At 54.8% G+C, this 21,023-nt stretch carries 21 protein-coding genes; 10 read left to right on the top strand and 11 right to left on the bottom strand.

Translation table 11 applies throughout. From position 1 onward, the window contains the following. Window positions 1–13 precede the first annotated feature (13 nt). Both FAP39_RS07415 and hemB read right to left on the bottom strand, forming a co-directional pair. A complete protein-coding gene (locus FAP39_RS07415) occupies window positions 14–574 on the bottom strand; it encodes a lipid-binding SYLF domain-containing protein (protein WP_138015760.1) in 561 nt (186 codons plus the stop codon). A 127-nt stretch (window positions 575–701) separates the two neighbouring features. Beyond that, complete coding sequence (gene hemB / locus FAP39_RS07410; RefSeq protein WP_138015759.1) at window positions 702–1,703, bottom strand: porphobilinogen synthase; 1,002 nt, start codon at window positions 1,701–1,703, stop codon at window positions 702–704. A gap of 115 nt (window positions 1,704–1,818) precedes the next feature. Between hemB and FAP39_RS07405 the strand changes: the two genes are divergently transcribed. Continuing rightward, entirely contained in the window at window positions 1,819–2,343 is a 525-nt protein-coding gene (locus FAP39_RS07405; protein ID WP_138015758.1) for a component of SufBCD complex, read from the top strand. 13 nt (window positions 2,344–2,356) lie between these two features. Next, window positions 2,357–5,815, top strand: a complete 3,459-nt coding sequence (gene mfd, locus FAP39_RS07400; RefSeq protein ID WP_138015757.1) for a transcription-repair coupling factor — start codon at window positions 2,357–2,359, stop codon at window positions 5,813–5,815. A gap of 59 nt (window positions 5,816–5,874) precedes the next feature. On the opposite strand, the gene FAP39_RS07395 is transcribed toward mfd, so the two are convergent. From FAP39_RS07395 to FAP39_RS07380, 4 genes are read right to left on the bottom strand one after another with little or no spacing between them, the layout of a single operon-like run. After that, window positions 5,875–7,092, bottom strand: a complete 1,218-nt coding sequence (locus FAP39_RS07395) for a multidrug effflux MFS transporter (protein WP_138015756.1) — start codon at window positions 7,090–7,092, stop codon at window positions 5,875–5,877. Continuing rightward, window positions 7,089–7,451 carry a potassium channel family protein gene (locus tag FAP39_RS07390; RefSeq protein ID WP_138015755.1) on the bottom strand — a complete coding sequence of 121 codons (363 nt, stop codon included), beginning with the start codon at window positions 7,449–7,451 and terminating at the stop codon, window positions 7,089–7,091. The genes FAP39_RS07395 and FAP39_RS07390 overlap by 4 nt, the downstream gene beginning before the upstream one ends. Then, on the bottom strand, window positions 7,448–8,089 hold the full coding sequence (locus tag FAP39_RS07385) for a DsbA family oxidoreductase (RefSeq protein WP_138015754.1): 642 nt from the start codon (window positions 8,087–8,089) through the stop codon (window positions 7,448–7,450). Before FAP39_RS07385 ends, FAP39_RS07390 begins: the two co-directional genes overlap by 4 nt. Next, window positions 8,086–9,606, bottom strand: coding sequence for a class I adenylate-forming enzyme family protein (locus tag FAP39_RS07380; protein WP_138015753.1), 1,521 nt, complete (start codon window positions 9,604–9,606; stop codon window positions 8,086–8,088). The genes FAP39_RS07385 and FAP39_RS07380 overlap by 4 nt, the downstream gene beginning before the upstream one ends. A 66-nt stretch (window positions 9,607–9,672) precedes the next feature. Between FAP39_RS07380 and FAP39_RS07375 the strand changes: the two genes are divergently transcribed. Continuing rightward, a complete protein-coding gene (locus tag FAP39_RS07375; RefSeq protein ID WP_138015752.1) occupies window positions 9,673–10,296 on the top strand; it encodes a helix-turn-helix domain-containing protein in 624 nt (207 codons plus the stop codon). Window positions 10,297–10,309: 13 nt separating this feature from the next. Here the strand turns inward: FAP39_RS07375 and FAP39_RS07370 are convergent, their stop codons facing one another. Both FAP39_RS07370 and FAP39_RS07365 read right to left on the bottom strand, forming a co-directional pair. Then, window positions 10,310–10,960 (bottom strand): DUF1638 domain-containing protein, encoded by a 651-nt coding sequence (locus tag FAP39_RS07370; protein WP_138015751.1) that lies wholly within the window; start codon window positions 10,958–10,960, stop codon window positions 10,310–10,312. 175 nt (window positions 10,961–11,135) lie between these two features. Next, window positions 11,136–11,834 (bottom strand): corrinoid protein, encoded by a 699-nt coding sequence (locus FAP39_RS07365; protein WP_138015750.1) that lies wholly within the window; start codon window positions 11,832–11,834, stop codon window positions 11,136–11,138. Window positions 11,835–12,039: 205 nt separating this feature from the next. Here FAP39_RS07365 and FAP39_RS07360 point away from each other — a divergent pair, with 205 nt between their 5' ends. Continuing rightward, the gene (locus FAP39_RS07360) at window positions 12,040–13,125 is read left to right on the top strand and encodes a PA0069 family radical SAM protein (RefSeq protein ID WP_138015749.1); all 1,086 of its coding nucleotides are present in this window, start codon (window positions 12,040–12,042) and stop codon (window positions 13,123–13,125) included. On the opposite strand, the gene FAP39_RS07355 is transcribed toward FAP39_RS07360, so the two are convergent. The 3 genes from FAP39_RS07355 to FAP39_RS07345 form a co-directional block, all read right to left on the bottom strand. Beyond that, window positions 13,122–13,388 (bottom strand): ubiquitin family protein, encoded by a 267-nt coding sequence (locus FAP39_RS07355; RefSeq protein ID WP_138015748.1) that lies wholly within the window; start codon window positions 13,386–13,388, stop codon window positions 13,122–13,124. The two genes, FAP39_RS07360 and FAP39_RS07355, sit on opposite strands and share 4 nt — an antisense overlap. Before the next feature lie 190 nt (window positions 13,389–13,578). Next, window positions 13,579–14,595: a betaine--homocysteine S-methyltransferase gene (gene bmt / locus FAP39_RS07350; protein WP_138015747.1), complete on the bottom strand. Its 1,017-nt coding sequence runs from the start codon at window positions 14,593–14,595 to the stop codon at window positions 13,579–13,581. 196 nt (window positions 14,596–14,791) lie between these two features. Beyond that, window positions 14,792–15,106, bottom strand: coding sequence for a DUF1476 domain-containing protein (locus FAP39_RS07345; protein ID WP_138015746.1), 315 nt, complete (start codon window positions 15,104–15,106; stop codon window positions 14,792–14,794). 156 nt (window positions 15,107–15,262) lie between these two features. On the opposite strand from FAP39_RS07345, the gene purC reads away from it, so the two are divergent. The 6 genes from purC (at window position 15,263) to FAP39_RS07315 (ending at window position 20,845) form a co-directional block, all read left to right on the top strand. After that, window positions 15,263–16,018, top strand: coding sequence for a phosphoribosylaminoimidazolesuccinocarboxamide synthase (purC, locus tag FAP39_RS07340; RefSeq protein WP_138015745.1), 756 nt, complete (start codon window positions 15,263–15,265; stop codon window positions 16,016–16,018). A 90-nt stretch (window positions 16,019–16,108) separates the two neighbouring features. Next, window positions 16,109–16,342: a phosphoribosylformylglycinamidine synthase subunit PurS gene (gene purS, locus FAP39_RS07335; protein ID WP_138015744.1), complete on the top strand. Its 234-nt coding sequence runs from the start codon at window positions 16,109–16,111 to the stop codon at window positions 16,340–16,342. Continuing rightward, window positions 16,339–17,007: a phosphoribosylformylglycinamidine synthase subunit PurQ gene (gene purQ / locus FAP39_RS07330; RefSeq protein WP_138015743.1), complete on the top strand. Its 669-nt coding sequence runs from the start codon at window positions 16,339–16,341 to the stop codon at window positions 17,005–17,007. The genes purS and purQ overlap by 4 nt, the downstream gene beginning before the upstream one ends. A gap of 37 nt (window positions 17,008–17,044) precedes the next feature. After that, window positions 17,045–18,808, top strand: coding sequence for a sensor histidine kinase (locus FAP39_RS07325; RefSeq protein WP_138015742.1), 1,764 nt, complete (start codon window positions 17,045–17,047; stop codon window positions 18,806–18,808). A 3-nt stretch (window positions 18,809–18,811) separates the two neighbouring features. Further along, entirely contained in the window at window positions 18,812–20,149 is a 1,338-nt protein-coding gene (locus FAP39_RS07320; RefSeq protein ID WP_138015741.1) for a sigma-54-dependent transcriptional regulator, read from the top strand. Between the two features lie 15 nt (window positions 20,150–20,164). Beyond that, window positions 20,165–20,845, top strand: a complete 681-nt coding sequence (locus FAP39_RS07315; protein ID WP_138015740.1) for a hypothetical protein — start codon at window positions 20,165–20,167, stop codon at window positions 20,843–20,845. Window positions 20,846–21,023: the final 178 nt, after the last annotated feature.

Below are 21,023 nucleotides of genomic sequence, written 5' to 3'. Positions count from 1 at the left end.
AAGTGCCCGACCGTTAGGGGATGATGCGCGAGTATTTCACGCCTTCCAAGGTCGCGCCGACCTGCAGGCCAGCCTGCCCAAAGATCACGGCAATTACCGGTGCCAAAACGGTTGTTGTGCCCGCGGCGAGCGTTTGGCCCTCGTCGATCACAGCATATTTCAAGTCGGCTCCGGCGGCCCAGCCGCGCGAGCGACGGAATTCTTCCAGTGCGCCCTGTGTCATAAAGAATAGAACGTGGGCATATTGTGAGGCGCCGATCTGAAGACCAAAGCTGCCTTTGGTTGCAGAGTAATAGTCGACAGTGACATCGTTGACGCGCAATGCGCCACGACCGTACCCAGCGCCAAAACCAAACCCGGCCTCGGTGACGACGGGCATCACCAGAATACCTGTGGCCTTATTTGCAAGATCAACCGAATTGGGATGGTTGGAATAGAGGTAATCCAAAGTGTTGTCGACGCGTGCATCAATCTCTTGTGCACCGTTGCTGCCGACGCCGTTTCCGCACGCGGCGGTCACCCCGAGCGAGGCCAGCCCTGTCAGGGCAAAGCTTCTTCTGGAAAAAGTGTTCATTTTTACATGCCTGTATTTTTGTTGTGCTCATACCGCCGGCTTTGACCGGTCGTTGCGCGCGATTATAGAGACAGCACAATGCACTGTCACTAGAAACAACGACAATTCACACACCGCTTTGTTGTTCTTAGGGTTTCGCAAGCCTGCGCGCGACAGCGGGCGCGAAATACGTCAATATGCCATCACATCCGGCGCGCTTGAACCCAAGCAGGCTTTCCATCATCGCTTTGTCGCCATCAATCCAGCCGTTTTGCGCAGCCCCCATGATCATCGCGTATTCGCCCGACACCTGATAGGCAAACGTGGGTGCGCCGAATTTGTCTTTGACCTGTTTGCAGATGTCCAGATAGGGCATGCCCGGTTTGACCATGACCATGTCGGCCCCTTCGTCCAGATCGCGCGCCACAAGACGCAAGGCCTCGCGCGTATTTCCGGGGTCCATCTGATAGGTGCTTTTGTCACCCTTCAGGGCGCCAGAGGCACCCACCGCATCACGAAACGGTCCGTAAAAGGCGCTGGCATATTTCGCCGCATAAGACATGATCATTACGTCCGAGTGGCCCGTATTTTCCAGTCCTGTGCGGATGGCACCAATGCGGCCGTCCATCATATCGGATGGCCCGATAATGTCTGATCCTGCCTCGGCTTGGCTAAGGGCCTGTTTGACCAAGGCTTCGATCGTTTCATCGTTTAGGATTTTGCCGTCTTGAACAAACCCGTCGTGCCCGCTGCTGCTATAGGGGTCCAACGCAACATCTGTCATGATCGTCATGTCCGGCACGGCGGATCGGATCGCACGGGTTGCACGGTTGGACAGGTTGTCGGGATTCCACGCCTCGGCGCAATCTTCGGATTTCAACGCCGGATCGGTATAGGGAAACAGGCAGATTGCCGGAATGCCCAGATCAGCGGCCTCGCGCGCGGCTTCGACGATCTTGTCGACGGATTGACGCATGACGCCCGGCATAGACGCAATGGGTTCCTCGACACCTTCGCCGTCGCGCACAAATACGGGCCAAATCAGGTCATCCACCGTCAACGTGTGCTCGCGCACAAGATTGCGCACAGACGGTGATTGACGGGTGCGGCGCAAGCGTGCGGCAGGAAAGGCAGCGGGAGAATGGCTCATGACGGTCCTCATTTTTCAGCTTCCTTGGGGTGCCACGGATTTTCCCGCATCACAAGACTAGGAATTGCCCTCTGTGCGCGCTATGTGGAATTTCTATTCTACAAGGGTCATTGTCGTGAATTGGTACCAAACAGTTTTTGAACTCATCGACATGCGAAGCTTCTCGAACCTTTGGTTTTGGATTGCGCTTGCGGTAATGTGGTCGTCGGCCAGCCACTGGGTGATCGGGGTGCCGTTTGATACCATATTGCGCGCGCGGCGCGTGGGTGGCCAAAGCGAGATCGACCTTGAGGATCTTATGCGGATCAATACCAACCGTTTGCTATATATCGGGCGTGTGTCTGGTCTCTGGCTTTTGGCATTGGCGTGCTTTGTTTTGACCGGCTTGGCCATTGTCGGATTTGTCTATGGCATTGAATTTGCCCAAGCGGTGTTCATGTTGTTGTTTCCGATGTCTTTGATTGGTCTCATGAGCCTGTCAACAGCGGCCCGTATTCAGGAAGAGGATGCGCGCGGCGAACTGTTGTGCAAACGTTTGATCCGGCATCGCATTTGGACACAGGTGATTGGGATGATCTCGATTTTTGTGACCTCGCTCTGGGGCATGTTCCAGAATTTCAACAGCTCGCCAATCGGCTAAGCAGAGTACACCCATGGGAAATACCAAACACATCACCGTAGGTGGCGCACCCGAAGGGCTTGATGCGCGCTTGATCCTTGACGAGGTTGCCAAATCATCGGGGCCGGTGCTGCATATTGCGCGCGATGACAAACGGCTGGCGGCGCTGCAGGCGGGGCTGGCGTTCTTTCAACCGGATATGCCTGTTATTACGTTTCCAGGCTGGGATTGTTTGCCGTATGATCGCGTGTCGCCGAACGCAGACATCTCTGCGGCGCGTATGGCGGCCTTGGCTGGGCTTGTGCATGGGATGCCCGAGCGGTTTGTGTTGTTGACCACGCTGAACGCGGCCACACAACGCCTGCCAGCGCGCGAAATTTTGCGCGAGGCGGCGTTTAAGGCCCAAGTGGGATATCAGATCGACGAAAAGGCGCTGCGCGCATTTTTGGTGCGTATGGGATTTAGCCAAGCGCCAACAGTGATGGAGCCGGGTGATTATGCCGTGCGGGGAGGGATCATTGATATCTATCCTCCGGGTGATAGCGGACCGGTGCGGCTTGATTTGTTCGGGGATGTGCTGGATGGGGCGCGCCGCTTTGATCCGGCGACCCAGCGCACGACAGAAAAACTTGACTTGATCGAACTGGCACCTGTGTCAGAGGTCATTCTGGACGAGGCTGCCGTCACACGGTTTCGCCAGTCTTACCGGATCGAATTTGGCGCCGCCGGAACCGATGATCCGCTCTATGAGGCCATCAGTGCAGGGCGCAAACATCAGGGCATCGAGCACTGGCTTCCATTTTTTCATGAACGTTTGGAAACCTTGTTTGACTATCTGCCTCAGGCAACAATTTCCTTGGATGATCAATCGGATGCAACCCGACTTGCACGTTGGGATTCCGTGGCAGATCAATATGAAACACGCCATCATGCCCTAAGCCAAAAAGCGCGGCTGGATACGGTATATAAGCCGGTCCCGCCAGAGCTGTTGTATATGGATGATGCAGCATGGGCCGAGGCGGTTTCTGGCCGCCGCGTATTGCATTTCAAGCCACTGCCGCAAGCCAGCGGTCCGGGATCGATTGATGCGGGCGGTCGCATCGGGCGCAATTTTGCCCCCGAGCGTCAGCAAGAAAGCGTTAGTTTGTTTGGCGCGCTGGCCGCGCACATCAGATCAAAGCAGGCCAACGGTCCGGTGCTTGTCGCCAGCTATTCCGAGGGCGCAAGAGAACGCCTGAGCGGATTGATCGAAGACGAAGGTCTGGCCGAAACCATTCAGATCACGGACGCCTCGAGAATTGGCAAATCCGGATTGTATCTGGCTGTTTGGGCGCTAGAGCACGGTTTTGAAATGCCGGGCATGACGGTGATTTCAGAACAAGACGTGCTCGGAGATCGTTTGATCAGGGCTCCGCGTAAACGTCGCCGCGCCGAGAACTTTCTGACCGAAACACAGTCGCTATCTCCCAAAGATCTGGTGGTGCATGTCGATCACGGGATCGGGCGATACCACGGTCTCGAGGTGATCACTGCGGCTGGGGCGGCGCATGAATGCATCAGCCTAGAGTATGCCGAGAATTCAAGGCTTTACCTGCCGGTTGAAAATATTGAACTGCTGTCAAAATATGGCCATGACGAGGCCATCCTTGATCGTTTGGGCGGCGGGGCATGGCAGGCCAAAAAGGCAAAACTCAAAGAGCGTATCCGCGAGATGGCGGATCGTTTGATCCGTGTCGCCGCAGAGCGGGCATTGCGCACAGCCCCTGTGATGGAAGCCGAACATCATGCATGGGAGGCCTTTAGCGCACGGTTCCCGTATCAGGAAACCGACGACCAGCTGCGTGCCATCGAAGATGTGTTGGCGGATATGTCGTCGGGCCAGCCCATGGATCGGCTGGTCTGTGGAGATGTTGGATTCGGGAAAACCGAAGTCGCCATGCGCGCCGCGTTTGTGGCTGCGATGTCTGGGGTTCAGGTGGCCATCATTGCTCCAACCACATTGTTGGCGCGCCAGCACTACAAAGGGTTTGCCGAGCGTTTTCGCGGCTTTGCTCTTGAGGTCCAAAGTCTGTCGCGGTTTGTGTCTGCCAAAGACGCCGAAAAAACCCGTGATGGCATGGCGCGCGGCACGGTTGATATCGTCATCGGTACGCATGCGTTGTTGGCGAAATCTGTGCGGTTCAAGAACCTTGGGTTATTGATTATCGATGAAGAACAGCACTTTGGCGTGAGTCACAAGGAACGGCTCAAACAAATGCGCTCTGACGTGCATGTGCTGACGCTGACGGCGACGCCAATTCCGCGTACGCTCCAGTTGTCATTGTCGGGTGTCCGGGATCTGTCGATTATCGGCACGCCGCCAGTCGATCGGTTGTCAATCCGGACCTATGTCAGTGAATTTGACGCGGTCACCATCCGCGAGGCCCTGTTGCGTGAACACTATCGTGGTGGGCAAAGCTTTTACGTGGTGCCACGCGTCAGTGATTTGCCGGATATCGAAAGCTTCCTGCGCGAGCAACTGCCCGAATTGCGTGTGGTGACGGCCCATGGCCAGATGGCCGCCGGAGAGCTGGATGACCGGATGAATGCCTTTTATGATGGCAAGTTCGATGTGCTTCTGGCGACGACGATTGTGGAATCCGGGTTGGATATCCCAACGGCGAACACGATGGTTGTGCATCGTGCAGATATGTTTGGCCTGTCACAGCTGTATCAAATTCGTGGACGGGTTGGGCGTTCAAAAACCCGCGCATACGCATATTTGACCACCAAGCCCCGCATGAAACTCACGGCTGCGGCGGAAAAGCGGCTCCGGGTTTTGGGGTCTCTGGACACATTGGGGGCGGGCTTTACGCTGGCATCTCAGGATTTGGATATTCGCGGGGCAGGGAACCTGTTGGGCGAAGAGCAATCCGGCCAGATGCGGGATGTGGGATATGAGCTCTATCAATCGATGCTTGAAGAGGCGATCGCCAAGATCAAGGCGGGCGAGCTTGAAGGGCTGAGTGATGCGGATGATCAATGGGCGCCACAGATCAATCTGGGCGTGCCGGTTCTGATCCCAGAGGATTATGTACCTGATCTGGATGTGCGTCTTGGACTGTACCGCCGCCTAAGCGGATTGCACAGCAAGGTCGAACTCGAAGGGTTCGCAGCGGAACTTATTGACCGCTTTGGCAAACTGCCCAAAGAAGTGAACACGCTTTTGCTCATCGTGCGGATCAAGGAAATGTGCAAAAAGGCCGGTATTGCCAAGCTGGACGGAGGTCCAAAAGGGGCCACGTTGCAGTTCCACAACGACAAATTCGCTTCCCCTCAGGGGCTGGTCGAGTTCATTCAGGATCAGCGCGGACTGGCCAAGGTCAAAGACAACAAAATCGTTGTGCGTCGCGATTGGAAAAAAGAAAGCGACAAAATCAAAGGGGCCTTTGCGATCGCACGGGATTTGGCGACCAAGGTCGTCGCTGAGAAAAAGCGCGCCAAGGCCAAATAGGCGGCGCGCTTATCCGTGTGTGCGGCGGGTATGCGAGATTTCGCACCCCAAAAGCCGTGCTAGGGGCGGCCCTCGAACTCTTCAATGCGCTTCATGTAGAGCATCAACCCAAACGCAATGGTGCACGCCGCGCCAATGCCAAAGGCCAATGGTACAACAGTGCCATCAAAGGCCAGCCCGATTGGGATTGCCATTGCGCCCCCAAGGATGGTTGCGAATGCGCCCATCACGCTGGCTGCGGTGCCTGCCATATGCCCAAGGGGTTCCATTGCGATTGAATTCAAGTTGCCTAGGGTCATCCCGACCATAAAAAATACGGATGTCTGCCAGATGACAAAAGCTGCAAACAACAGATTTCCCATCGGCAAGATCAGGGCGCACAGCAACATGAGCGCACAGAATACAATCTGCATGCCCAATGAAAACGTGATCAGGAACCGCATGCCCAATCGCATGACAAGGCTGGCATTCAGCAAACTGGCGCTGCCAGATACCAATGCAATCGCACCAAACCAAAGCGGGAAAGTCTCCGCACGTCCGAATGTTGTGTCATAGACCTGTTGAACCGACGAAATCATGCCGAACAGCCCAGCAAAGCAAAGGGCTTGCACGATCACTGTGACGCGCACCGTGGGCATTCTCCACATCTCGATGATCCCGTCCGTCAGTTGGGTCAGACCAAAGCGGCGCCGTTGCGTTTCAGGCAAGGGTTCGGGCAAGCGCAGACCAATCCACAGCACTGAAATGACCGAAAACACGATGAATGAAATAAACACCCCACGCCATCCTGCAAAAGCAATGATCACCGCCCCCAACGAAGGGGCAATCGCTGGCACGATGGTAAAGATCATCATGGCAAACGACACAATGCGCGCCATTTCGCGCCCAGAAAACAAATCCCGGATCATGGCCATGGTGACAATACGGGGGCCCGCCGCGCCAACACCTTGGAAAAATCGCGCCAATAGGACCATTTCCAGCGACTGGCTAAACCATCCAACAAAGGCACAAATCGAATACACCAGCGCGCCGCCCATCAGCACTGGTTTCCGGCCAAAGTGATCGGACAGGGGGCCTGTGAAAAAGGTTCCAAGTCCCATCCCAAGCACAAAGCTTGTGACAATCAGTTGGGCTTTGTTCAAATCGTTTGGGCTAAGTTCCTGCCCAATTGTGGGCAGAGCTGGCAACATGGCATCTATCGAAAATGCAATGGTGGCAAACATCATCGCACATAATGCAACGAACTCGGTGCGCGAGATCGCGAGTTTTTGTGTCATGCTACGGGTCGATCGTCCTGATTGTCGGCATGCGGTTCGATTGGAGCCTTGTGATGTCCCAGCCGTGCGACAAGCCATTCAGAATGCGCCGCGTGTTTTTCTGCGGTGATTTTCGAGAATTGCTGGATCACAAAGGCGAAAATGCCGATGCCTGTGAAAATAAATACGGTGGTGCCGATCTTGCCAAGAGCTGTGGCAGGCACAAGGCTTCCGTAGCCGACGGTGGACAAGGTGACAACCGAAAAGAAATAGCTGTCGATCCAGCTCCAGCCTTCGACAAAGTGGAAAAATACCGTGCCGCTGCCGATGGTCGGCGCAATCAAAAGCAACAGTGCGATAATACGTTCACCAGGTGTCATGTTGCGTTTTCCCTTTCCCGCAGTTCTGCGATCACCTTTTGCCAAAGTTCGGGGGCCTGTGCACCGGGGACGGCATGCTTGCCATCCACAATAAATGTGGGCACTGATGTGACACCCATTTCGCGGCTATGTGTGTCGCGTTTCTGGATATTGTCGATATCCGCATCAGACTGCAAAAGTTTGATCACAACTGCTGCGTCCAATCCGGCACTGTCTGCGATATCCGCAAGGACTTCGATATTGCCAATGTCACGACCTTCTTTGAAATAGGCCGCGAACAAGGCGTCAACAACGTCGTTCTGTTTGCCTTCTATGCCAGCCCAGTGAATCAGGCGATGGGCATCAACCGTGTTGGGCGTGCGCTTGATGGCGCCGAAATCAATCTCAAGTCCGATCTTTTCGGCGTGCTGGGCGATTTGCGCATAGACTTTGATCGCTTGGTCTTTTCCGCCGAATTTTGTTTCCAAATACAGGCGGCGATCCATCCCGTCTTTGGGCATGTCGGGGTTCAATTGGAACGGGTGCCACTCTACGGTGAACGGGTGATCTGGCTCGGCCGCCAGAGCGGTTTCCAGCTGGGTTTTGCCAATAAGACACCAAGGACAGATTGGGTCGGACAGGATGTCGAGCTTGATCATTTTGGTGCCTCAAAGTTTTCACGCAATGCGCGTCGGCTTAGTTTGCCGTTGGGATTGGTTGGAAGAGCGTCCAGCTGTTTGAACAATCTGGGCTGTTTATAACGGGCAAGTGTGCGGGTCGCAAATGTCTCAAGATCCGCAATGTCGACTGCCTTGGAGGCTGTGAAAAACGCTGCGATTACGCGGACGTCTTGTTTGATCTCGACGTCGATCACCCCTACGGCAAGCAGACCAGGGTATCGGCTTAGGGCGGCTTCGACCTCAAGGGGGGACACGCGATATCCACCTGCGTTCATCATGTCGTCTGCGCGGCCTGCATAGGTGATATAGCCGTCACGATCCATGATCCCCTGATCCCCGGTAAGAAACCAATCGTTTTGAAAACGCGCGGCCGTATCCTCTGGCGCATTCCAATACCCCAACATCAATCCGGGGTCGCGCCGATCAATGGCAATGGTGCCTTCGGACCCAACAGGCACGGGGCCTGCGGAATCTACGATTGCGATACGGCGACCATTTTGCGGTTTGCCCAATGTATCGGGATGAGCCGGGGCGCTTGGGCTGGCCGAGATAAAGGTCGAACACTCTGACATTCCGTACGCTTCATAGAGCGCGGTCCCCGTGTCGTTCAGCCATTCCTCGCGGATGGTTTCGGACAGTTTTTCGCCAGCCGAAAGCCCGTGGCGCAAATCTGGCAAATGCAAATCCGGATGATCCGATAGCATCTTTCGATAAACGCCGGGGGCCGCGGCAAAAATACTGGCTTTGTGCTGGGCCAGCAACGTCGGCAATTCGGTGATCGAAACCGCACTTGCGGGAATAAGCGCTGTTGCCCCCACCGACCAAGGGTCCATCAATCCGGTGCCCAATGTATAGGTCCAGTTAAATGCGCCGGCATGCATGAGACGGTCATTGCTCTGGAGCCCGTACCACCCGTCATGCATCATTTGGCGTGCCCAAATGGCCCGATGCGCATGACATACTGCCCGTGGTACGCCTGACGTGCCTGACGTGTAAATAATATACGCCAACCGATCCGGATTCCCCATGTCATAGGACGCGGGGGGGTATTCGCGCATGTCTTCAAGGGCCTCAAGATCAATCTGCACAATTCCCGGCGTCTCGGGGCAAGCCACCGTCGGGGCGCGCAGAATGGCAGATGGTGCCAGCTCTGCCACCATCTTTTCCACATCGCTAGCCGTGAGCTGGGACGAGGTTGGCACAGGGATCAGGCCAACGGCGATACAGGCCAGATAGGCAATTGGGAATTCAACGGTGTTTCCCAGCCGCATAATCACTCGGTCACCGGGTTTCAGCCCGTGCTTGAGCAAACCCGCGCCCGTGCCAAGAACCGCAGACTTAAGTGCGCCATATGTCCAGTCGTCAACATCCGTCAGCGAAATCACCGATAGGGCAACTTTATCTGGCGTTTTGTCGGCATGAGCCAACACATGAGCCGCCATATTGAAGGATGCGGGGGCACAGGGGAATGCGCCAAGATCAAATAAGGAATGCATGGGTCTTTGGTATGTTCAGGGGCCAGCAGTTGCAAGTGCCTAGGTGGACAGGGTAGAAGCTGTTTCATGACAGACAAAGACCCCAAATCACTGATCAAAGTGGCCCGAGAAAACGGTGAACACCACCACGTAGAGCCGTTGGATTTGGGTCTTCGGGTGCGAGAATTGCGCAAAGCCCGAAGCTGGACATTGGAACAGGCTGCGGGGCAGGCGGGGCTTGCGCGCTCGACATTGTCCAAGATCGAAAATGGTCAGATGTCACCGACCTATGATGCGCTCAAGAAACTGGCGGTCGGGCTCGAGATATCGGTGCCACAGCTGTTTACACCCCCGCAACAAGATCAGGTGAACGGTCGTATGGCTGTGGTGAAATCCGGCGAAGGTGTTCATCAGGCGACCACCACCTATGAGCACGAGCTCTTGGCCGAAACCCTGAGCAAAAAGGCCATGTTGCCGTATCGTGCGCGCGTACGGGCGCGTTCCATTGACGAATTTGACGGATGGGTGCGCCACGACGGAGAAGAGTTTCTCTATGTCCTGACAGGTGTCGTGCGTCTGTACACCGAATTCTATGAACCGGTCGAAATGCGTCGCGGTGACAGCGCGTATTATGACGGAACCATGGGCCACAATGTGGTATCGGTGTCAGACGAAGATGCCTTGATCCTGTGGGTGACGTCGCTGACCTAATCCGCTGGGCCTGCTAAAGTTGTCCCAAGGTTGCAGGCAGATCACCATAACCGGTAAAGCGCCGCTCGAACGCCAGCCCTAACCGGTCTGCACAGGCTTTTGCCTTTTGCGTCAACTCGGGATCATCGGTTTGCGCTTGGTACACCAGTTTCTCATAGTTCCCGAAATACATGTCTTTCAGGTCTGGATGACGATCCAGCCCCATGGGTTTCCAAATGAACGCATCAAATTGGCGTACAAGAAAATCCGTGAGATAAAATGCCGTGAATTCACTTTCGCTTATCTCTTCAAACTTTTGATTTCCCTCAAAAAAGCTGTAACAATGTGGCCCTTTTACCATGTCCACTCCCATCTCGTCACAGGCTTGTTCTAGCAACCCGCCAGTGCCGCAATCCGCATACACAATAAATATCTTGTCATAAGCCGCACGGTGTTTGGCAACCGCATCGCGCACCGCCTGTACAATTTTTTCCGGATACAAATGCAGATTTGCGGGCAAACATGTCAGGTCCATGTGAGACCAATTGTTGCGTTTGGTGATATCAAGAATTTCACGCGCCAAAGCCCCGCAGGCAATCAGCAAAATCCGGTTTTCGGATGGGGTCACGGGCAATCCGATGTCGGACAGCGTGGCGTCATCTGGCGGTGCAGAGGGATGGGTCATGTCATGTACCTTTGCAAATCAATCTGTCCAAGCCTAGGGGCAAAATCGAGATACACAAAGCCCCGTACGCGACATCATCATGTTTTCCATGCAGACGTCATGCGACCGCGCGAAAAAATGTGGCCCCGGTGAGAAGGCGGGGCCACAAGGATCTCATTGGAAAGATCGTTGATCCTTAGGCGCTCATGCGGTTGTGCTTGCGCGACATGTATTCTTTGGCTGTTTCCACAGCAACGGCAGCATCACGGCAATAGGCGTCTGCACCGATGGCTTTGCCAAATTCTTCGTTGAGCGGCGCACCACCCACGAGAACGGTATAATCATCGCGAATGCCTTGCTCGACCAGCGTATCAATCACCACCTTCATGTAAGGCATGGTTGTGGTCAAAAGTGCAGACATGCCAAGAATGTCCGGCTTTTCGGCTTCCAGCGCCTCAAGATAGCTCTCTACGGCGTTATTGATGCCAAGGTCGACAACTTCGAAACCAGCGCCTTCCATCATCATGGACACAAGGTTTTTGCCAATGTCGTGAATGTCACCTTTGACGGTTCCAATCACCATTTTACCGACCTGAGGGGCACCGGTTTCAGCCAACAGCGGCTTGAGGATGGCCATGCCACCTTTCATCGCGTTGGCGGCCAAAAGAACCTCTGGCACAAACAGGATACCGTCACGGAAGTCAGCACCCACAATGGTCATGCCACCCACGAGCGCTTCGGTCAGGACGCAGTATGGCATCCAGCCACGACCGATCAGAATGTTGACGCCTTCTTCGATCTCTTCTTTCAGACCGTCGTAAAGATCGTCAAACATTTGCTGGACTAATTCTTCGTCATCCAGCTCCGCCAGAATGATATCGTCTTCTTCAGACATGGGCGTATCCTTGATAATCGGCGCGCGCGCCAGGTTGTGTTTCAAACAGAGTTCTTCTTTTTCTGCGTTTTCGACTGTCAAATTTGCGACATCGGTTGCACTGCTTCCGACTTATAACGACGATTTTGCGCATTTGGTGTGAAAAACATTCATGAGAATCATGGGGTAGATTGCAAATGTTCCCTTTATGTTCTAAAAGCTAGCAATGTCAGATACGGACCAACTTATGATTGATGACCGGCGCCGCAAAGCGCGCGGCGCGCAAAGTAATCAGACCGGGCGTTTTGATGTGGCACGAGTCGACATTTCTGATGGGTGGGACATCCCAGAAGAGCGCACGCCGTTTGAAACGGTGCTGCATCTGCAAGATGCCCGCGGCATGATTGTGCGCAATACCTCGCCTGATATTCCGTTTGACCGATCGATTAACCCGTATCGTGGGTGTGAACACGGGTGCATCTATTGTTTTGCCAGACCGACCCATGCCTATTTGGGGTTGTCACCGGGATTGGATTTCGAAACCCAGTTGATCGCGCGCCCGAACGCCGCGCAGGTGCTCGAGTCCGAGTTGCGCCGCCCGTCGTATCGGGTGGCACCGCTTGCGATTGGCACCAACACCGACCCGTATCAACCTGTTGAAGGTGCCCAAACCATCATGCGTCAGTGCCTCGAAGTTCTGAACGCGTTTCATCATCCGGTGACGATTGTGACCAAGGGCACGCTGATTGAGCGAGACGCGGATATTTTGGGTGACATGGCGCAAAAGGGGCTGGTTGAGGTGGGGGTTTCGATCACCACTTTGGATCACAAGCTGGCCCGGGCGATGGAGCCGCGCGTGCCGTCACCCGCAAGACGGCTCAAAGTTATCAAAACCCTCGCAAGTCAGGGTATTCCGACGCGGGTTATGGTGTCGCCAGTTGTGCCGGGTCTGACCGATCACGAGGCCGAGCGCATTTTGGAACTTGGGGCCGAGGCAGGCGCGACGTCGGCCAGTTGGATCATGTTGCGCCTGCCCAGAGAGGTCTCGGACCTGTTTCAGGAATGGCTTGTGGCCCATGTGCCGGATCGGGCGACGCGCGTGATGGGGCATGTGCGCGATATGCACGGCGGCAAACCTTATGACGCGGATTGGGGCCGACGCATGCATGGCACAGGGCCTTACGCAAAAATCATTTCCGCCCGCATGGCGCTTGCCATGAAGCGCAACGGGCTGAACTGGGCGCAAAAGGCGTTGCGCTCGGATTTGTTTGCTCTGCCGCCAAAAGCCGGGGATCAGCTGTCGCTGTTTTAGGACGGCGCCGCGTCTAACGTGCTGCGGATGAATTTTGCCTTGGCAATGGCCATTCGGGCAATGCAGTCGTGATCATTGGGCGGACAGGCATCAATTTTGTGATCATAGGCCACACGCGCTTTTTCAAGCGCATCACGCTCGTTGCTGTGAACTTCGAACGCATATTCAAGCGGCGCGTCCGGTGCCAGAATTCCTTGGGACCTCAGCGCAGCTTCAGCGATTTCGCGAGCGGTGGGGGTCATCTTGGTGAATAGAATGCTCATAAATTTCTCCTTTGCAGGATCAATGCGCCCTGCCAAACACAGAGCAGCAGAGCCGGAACCATTCCGACACTCACAGTCTGAGAGAGCATTTCGCAGAGCCACTCTGATCTAAGTCAAAGTGAGGGGCATTCTGTCATGCATCAGGCCAGAAACTGGGGTCCGGCCTGATGGGTGCATAAAAAATGTGCAATTATGTGCGGCGGCGCGATCTGCGACGGGCAGGGGCCTGCGCTTCGTCGTCGCCTGTGCCATCACCGGCTGACGAAAATGGACCCAGCACATCGGTGATCTGCTCAAGTGTGGGACGCGGCCCTTTGTCGTTAGCCTCAAGCGCTTTGCGCATGGCCGCAAGGTGCTCTGGCATGGTGCCACAGCAGCCGCCAATAATCGTCGCCCCACAATTACGCGCCATGACGGCATATTCGCCCATCAATTCCGGTGTGCCATCGTAATGAATGTGGCCGTCCACATACTTAGGAATACCTGCGTTGCCTTTGGCAATGATCGGCCGCTCGCTGCCTTGGGCCGCAAAGCCGAGCACGGTGCGCAACAAATCTGATGCGCCTGTGCCGCAGTTCGCGCCAAAGCCGATGGGCGGGTTGTCCAGCGTTTCCACCATTTGCACCATGTCCTGACTGGTCAGGCCCATCATTGTGCGCCCAGCGGTGTCAAAGCTCATGGTGCCACACCAAGGCATTCCGGCCAATCCAAAGGCTTCGGCCGCAGCGCGATATTCCTCTGGGGCGGAAATGGTTTCAAGCCACAGAACGTCCGCGCCCCCTTCCTTGAGGCCTTCGGCCTGCTCGTGGAAAATCTCGACGGCGTCGGCGTGGCTTAGGGTGCCAACCGGTTGCATGATATCGCCTGTGGGGCCGACAGATCCGGCCACAACGATGGGGCGACCTGCGGCATCAGCGACTTCACGCCCAATTTCTGCCGACATGCGCGACAGTTCGCGCGCCCGATGGCCTGCATTGTGCAGTTTAAGACGCGAGGCATTCCCGCCAAACGAGTTGGTCAAAAACAGATCGCTGCCGTTGTCGACGGCAAGGCTATACAGTTTCTTGATCCGATCCGGATGTTCTTCGTTCCACATTTCAGGCGCATCGCCAGAGCTGAGACCCATATTGAACAGATTTGTTCCGGTCGCTCCGTCAGCCATGATCCAGTCCCGCGTTTCCAGCATTTTGGATAGGGCATTGGTCATCGGTCTCTCCTTATACTCGCAAAAGGCGTTTGGCGCACATTTGTCATGCCGTCGGGGGCGGGGCAATTGCAAAATTCTCATGCAAATCATGAGGCGGAGGACCGCCCAAGCGGTAAACTCATCTGTGCAAAGTAAAAAACGCGCGTTGTTCTCACAACACGCGTTTCACAATCTTATCGCCGTAAACCCTGAATAATCAGGTTTCGGTCATGATCTGTTTTCTGGCAACAGCCAAAAGCTCGGACCGTTTTGCGCGAATTTCTTCGGCTGTTGTATGCCCTTCAAGGTCGGCCACAACTTTGCGGACCACGTCTTCGTGGCCAGCTTCTTCAAAGTCGGCAATCACAACGGTTTTGGCATATGTGTCGGCGTCATCACCGGATTTGCCAAGTTTCTCTGCTGCCCAAAGGCCAAGCAGCTTGTTGCAGCGTGCTTCTGCTTTGAAGTTCATTTCTTCGTCATGAGCAAACTTGGCTTCAAAGGCGTTTTCGCGGTCGTCAAAGGTGGTCATCTAGAGATTCCCCTGCATACGTTGGTGTTGACCTTGTTATGCCCTTTGGGTCGCAAAGCCGCAAGGGGGGCGCGCGAGCTTGCGACAATGCTGCCCATAGATTAAGAGGGCGCAAAGAACTGGGGATTCATCCCCGCCGGACAGGAAAGAGATTCCATGGCGCGTGGCAAGAAGATTTACGAAGGCAAAGCCAAGATTTTGTTTGAAGGCCCAGAGCCGGGAACAATTATCCAGTATTTTAAAGACGATGCGACCGCGTTTAACGCGGAAAAGAAAGACGTGATCGATGGCAAGGGTGCCCTCAACAACCGTCTTTCCGAGTATTTTATGACTGGGTTGAATCAGATTGGTGTTCCGACGCATTTTCTCAAGCGTTTGAATATGCGCGAACAGCTCGTGCGGTCTTGCGAGATTATTCCGTTGGAAGTGATCGTGCGCAATTTCGCCGCAGGCACCATGAGCAAACGCCTTGGGATCGAAGAAGGTACGCAATTGCCGCGCCCGATCGTTGAATATTGCTATAAAGATGACTCGCTGGGCGATCCTTTGGTCAGCGAAGAGCATATCGCCGCCTTTGGATGGGCCGGTCAGCAAGATATGGATGATATCCTTGGGCTCGCGCTTCGGGTAAATGATTTCCTGTCGGGTGTCATGTTCGGTGTCGGAATCAAGTTGATTGATTTCAAAATCGAAATTGGCCGTGTGTATGATGGTGATTTCCAGCGTCTTGTGGTCGCGGATGAAATCAGCCCAGACAGTTGTCGCCTGTGGGATCTGGAAACCGGTCAGAAGCTGGACAAAGATGTGTTCCGTCGCGATCTAGGAAGCCTGACCGATGCATATTCCGAAGTCGCGCGCCGTTTGGGTGTATTGCCCAAAGGCACAGGTCCAAAACCGACCCTCGTCAACTAATCCTATCGCCGTGTTCGGCATAGATCAGAGTATTTTTGCAAGAAAGAAGCAGAACTTGCTTCTTAAGGCCAAGACCGGAGAAATAAGCAGATGAAAGCGCGTGTCTATGTGATGCTGAAAAACGGGGTTCTGGATCCACAAGGCGAGGCCGTGCGCCACGCATTGGGATCGCTCGGATTTGATGGCGTAGAAGGTGTTCGTCAAGGCAAAGTGATCGAGCTGGATCTGGCCGAAGGGTCGACCGAGTCCACCGTGACCGAGATGTGTGAAAAACTTTTGGCCAATACGGTGATCGAAAGCTATCGCGTGGAGCTGATGGGATGAAGGCGGCCGTCATTGTTTTCCCCGGTTCGAACTGTGATCGGGATATGGCCGTTGCATTCGAACGTGCGGGTGCGGATGTCACGATGGTTTGGCACAAAGACACGGCCTTGCCACAGGACGTCGATATTGTTGGCGTGCCGGGCGGCTTTTCGTTTGGCGATTACCTGCGCTGTGGCGCGATTGCTGCGAATTCTCCAATTTGCCAATCCGTCGTCAGCCATGCCGAGCGCGGCGGCTATGTTCTGGGGATTTGCAACGGATTTCAAATCTTGACGGAAACAGGTCTTTTGCCCGGTGCATTGCGCCGCAATGCAGGTCTCAAGTATATCTGCCGCACGGTTGAATTAACTGTCGAAACTGCTGATACCGCGTTCACGTCAGGATATTCGGTTGGGCAATCGATCCACATTCCGATCGCGCACCATGATGGCAATTATTTTGTGGATGATGCCAAACTGGCGCAGCTTCAGGACGAAGGGCGTATCGCTTTCAAATATGCCGACAATCCGAACGGATCTGTTGCTGACATCGCTGGCGTTGTGTCCAAGAACCGTCGCGTGTTGGGAATGATGCCGCATCCAGAGCGCGCCGCCGACGAAGGCCACGGCGGGACCGACGGGGTGGCAATGTTCCGCTCGCTGATGGACCAGTTGGCGACTGCATGACTTGAGCACGCCGCGCGCGCGGCGTACTCTGACATTTATGACAGAGTTACCTTTTCGGGATCAAGACACCACCAAAGCCGCGCCAACCAATTGGCGCGTGCGTCTTGCGCTTGTGGGGCTGAGTGTCATCGCGTGTGCCACGATCTGGGTCACGCACAGTTATCTGACAGACCGCTTTACACAGAACACCCGCAATCGGGCCGAGCTGCGCATGGCGCTCTATTCTGGTAACCTGCAATCCGAATTGCGGCGCAATGCGATTGTTCCTCAACTGTTGTCTAAAGATCCAGCGCTTATCGCGGCTTTGGTCTCGAGCGATTTTTCGCAATCCACCTCTCGTTTGATTTCATTTGTGGATGAAATTGGCGCAGCCTCACTGATGATGCTTGATGCCGAGGGGCGCACTGTTGCGGCGACAGAGCGTACACGAATTGGGGCCAACCATTTCGAAAAACCCTATTTCATCAACGCTCTGAACTCTAATGCTACGGTGTTTTCCGTAGAGAAGCAGGAAAGCGGCGCGTATCATTTCACCTATGCACGGCGCCTAGACAGCCAAGGTCAGGTGATCGGCGTGATCGCGGTTGAAGTGGATCTTCAAAAGTTTGAACGCGCGTGGGCCGGAATTTCAGACGCTGTTTTCGTGACGGATAGCGAAGGCGTCGTTATCTTGACGTCAGAACCGCGCTGGCGTGGATTGACCGAGGGGGCGGCCCTTGCGCGACAACCTGCCGAAGGGGCGATCGAGCGCGCCATTCAAGCCACCTCAGATTGGACCGCCGTGCCCGCAGATGCCTATTTTCAAGGCGAGGGCGTGATGCGCGAAGATGTGCGTATTCCGTTTCGCGGTTGGCGCATGACGTCATTTACAACGTACAACAGCGTACGAGAGCGGGTGAACGCCGTACTCGCGCTTGAAATTATGGGTTTTGCGATCCTTTTGGCTTTGGCGTTTTACTTTCTCAATCGGAAAAATACCCTGCAGATGGCCCTGTTTCAGCGGGAATCCGCGGGACTGCGGGCGTTGAATTTGCGGTTGCAACGCGAGATTGCCGAACGCGAGCGCATGCAGGAAAGTCTTGCGGTCGCAGAACAATCTCTGGCCCAAAGCTCTAAGCTTGCGGCATTGGGCGAAATGTCAGCTGCCGTTAGTCACGAATTGAATCAACCCCTTGCCGCTATGCGGACGTATCTTGCGGGCGCGCGTCTCTTGGTGCGCCGCAATCGCCCCGAAGAGGCATTGTCAAGTTTTCAGCGCATTGATGATTTGATCGAGCGGATGGGGTCCATCACCAAACAATTGAAATCGTATGCCCGAAAAGGCGGCGATGATTTCGCTGCGGTTGATCTGAGTGCGGCCTTGAATTCGGCGTTGTCCATGATGGAACCCCAACTGCGCCAGCGTCACGTACGGATCAGCCGGATTGTGCCGGATGTTCCTGTGCGGGTGATGGCGGATCGTGTTCGGATTGAACAGGTGATTATCAATCTGCTGCGCAACGCGCTTGATGCCACCGAGGCCGAAGTCGATCCCGAAATCGAGGTGTTGCTCGCTGCAGGTGAAACCGCGACGTTGACGGTGCGTGACAATGGTCCGGGTATCGAAGATTTGGACAATTTGTTCGAGCCGTTTTTCACCACGAAACAACCCGGGGATGGGGTTGGGCTGGGCCTTGCCATCTCATCGGGGATCGTAAGCGATCTTGGTGGGCGTCTCACGGCACGAAACGGACAGGGACGGGGGGCTGTATTTGAAGTTCAGCTTCCTATTTTAAGTGAAGATATAGAAGCGGCGGAGTAACGAATGGCCCAAGGTATGAAAATCGCGATTGTTGATGACGAACAGGATATGCGTCAATCAATCAGCCAATGGCTCGCGTTGTCCGGCTATGACACGGAAACCTTTGCCAGCGCCGAAGACGCGCTTAAGGCGTTGGGCGCAGAATATCCGGGAATTGTCATTTCCGACATCAAAATGCCCGGCATGGATGGCATGCAGTTCCTTAAGAAACTGATGGGGGCGGACAGTGCCCTGCCTGTTATTATGATCACCGGCCATGGCGATGTGCCGATGGCGGTTGAGGCCATGCGCGTTGGTGCGTTCGACTTTCTTGAAAAACCGTTCAATCCTGACCGCATGAGCCAGCTTGCCAAAAAGGCAACGTCAGCGCGGCGTTTGACATTGGACAGCCGCGCCTTGCGGCGTGAACTGAGCGACGGTGGACAGTTGATCAAGAAATTGATTGGCTCAAGTCCGGTGATGGAGCGCCTTAAGGAAGACATTTTGGATTTGGGGCAGGCGGATGGCCATGTTCTGATCGATGGTGAAACCGGAACCGGCAAAACATTGGTGGCCCATGCGTTGCATGCTGTCGGCAGCCGTGCAGGCAAGAAGTTTGTTCTGGTCAGCTGTGCCGCCTTTGAAGAGGACGCTTTGGCCAAGCGGTTGTTTGGGCCGATGCAGCCGGAAGACAGCCAGTTGCCTGCCATCGAAGAAGCGCGCGGCGGGACTTTGGTGCTCGAAGATATCGAAGCGCTGAGCGATACGCTTCAGGCGCGCCTGTTGAATGTGATCAACGAGCAGGGCACGCCGGCCGAGACGCGGATTATTGCGATCTCCAACATGCAGGAACAGGATCGGACCTGCGAAGATGCCTTGCGTTCGGATTTGTTCTACCGCCTGGCGGCGCTCAAACTGACGGTGCCACCGTTGCGTCAACGTGGCGAAGATATCCTGACGTTGTTCACGCGTCTCAGTGATCAGTTCGCCGATGAATACGGCTGTGATGCCCCCAAAGTCAGCGCCCAAGAGGCGGCGCAATTGCTGCAGGCCCCTTGGCCCGGCAATGTGCGTCAGTTGATCAATCTTGTGGAACGGGCCGTGTTGCAATCGCGCCGTGGGGAAGGGACCATTGCCTCATTATTGATGAATGACCACGACGAAATGCAACCTGTGATGACCACAGAAGGTAAGCCGTTGAAAGAATACGTCGAAGCCTTTGAGCGGATGTTGATCGACAATACCATGCGCCGTCATCGGGGATCAATTGCCAGCGTGATGGAGGAACTGTGCTTGCCGCGTCGCACGTTGAATGAAAAGATGGCGAAATATAGTCTGCAACGTTCAGACTATCTTACCTAACGGCAAGGGGACTCTATGAAATTTGCGTATAGTGCGGTGGTGCTATTGCTATGTGCACCGGCATCGGTGTCAGCAGAGTCCCCCCAAAAGCTGTCTGAAGATCCAACGAAAGTGATTACAAAGCTCGGAGTGAGGTATTCCGATTTTGCGACTCTGTCTGGATCGGTGGCCTTTGGGCCTGTGACCAAGGTCAACGCCTCGATCACTGAAAACAAAGAATGGTCGCTTGGCGGATCATATTTGTTTGGCTTCGGGATCGTAAATGTCGCGGCCTCTCGCAAGGAACTGTCCAGTGGCATTCGCCAGACTCAATATTCGATCGGAAGCTTCGTCCCGCTCGGCGCGTTTGGCATTCAGCCCGCAGGTTGGCAGATTTTTCCTGCGTTCGGGGTGAATTATACCGATGGCCAGCTTGCGGATATCGACCTGAACTTGGACGACAGCCTGTTGGCCTCTACATCCAGCAAAGGTGGGTATATTGGCGCGCTGGTCCTGAAGTCTCTTAGCGATAACTGGATATTCAAGACGGGTTTTGTGGGCTCGCGCGGATCAAATAACTATTCCGGATATAGTATTGGTGCCGGATTGACCTATGCATTAACAGATCGAGACAGCTTGGGGATTTTTGGCTCTTATATCGACAACTCGTATGGGCAGCGCGATCAATTTGGCGTGAGCTATAAGAGAGAGTTCTAAGGCCTATTTGACCTGTTAAGCACCTAAAAGTGTATTTTACGCAAAGGGTTTGTCGTCACGATTGCTTTTGTCATTGTAATTTGCCTGACGCTGGTCTTATGTAGTTCTGCGGTGGTCCGTATTGGACCATCATAATGAGTTTCGCTGAAGGGCGAGGTACGATGGCCCAAAGCCCGAC

The sequence above is a fragment of the Shimia litoralis genome (assembly GCF_005518135.1).
Classification (GTDB): domain Bacteria; phylum Pseudomonadota; class Alphaproteobacteria; order Rhodobacterales; family Rhodobacteraceae; genus Shimia_E; species Shimia_E litoralis.
This window is presented reverse-complemented; position numbering and strand designations above follow the sequence as displayed.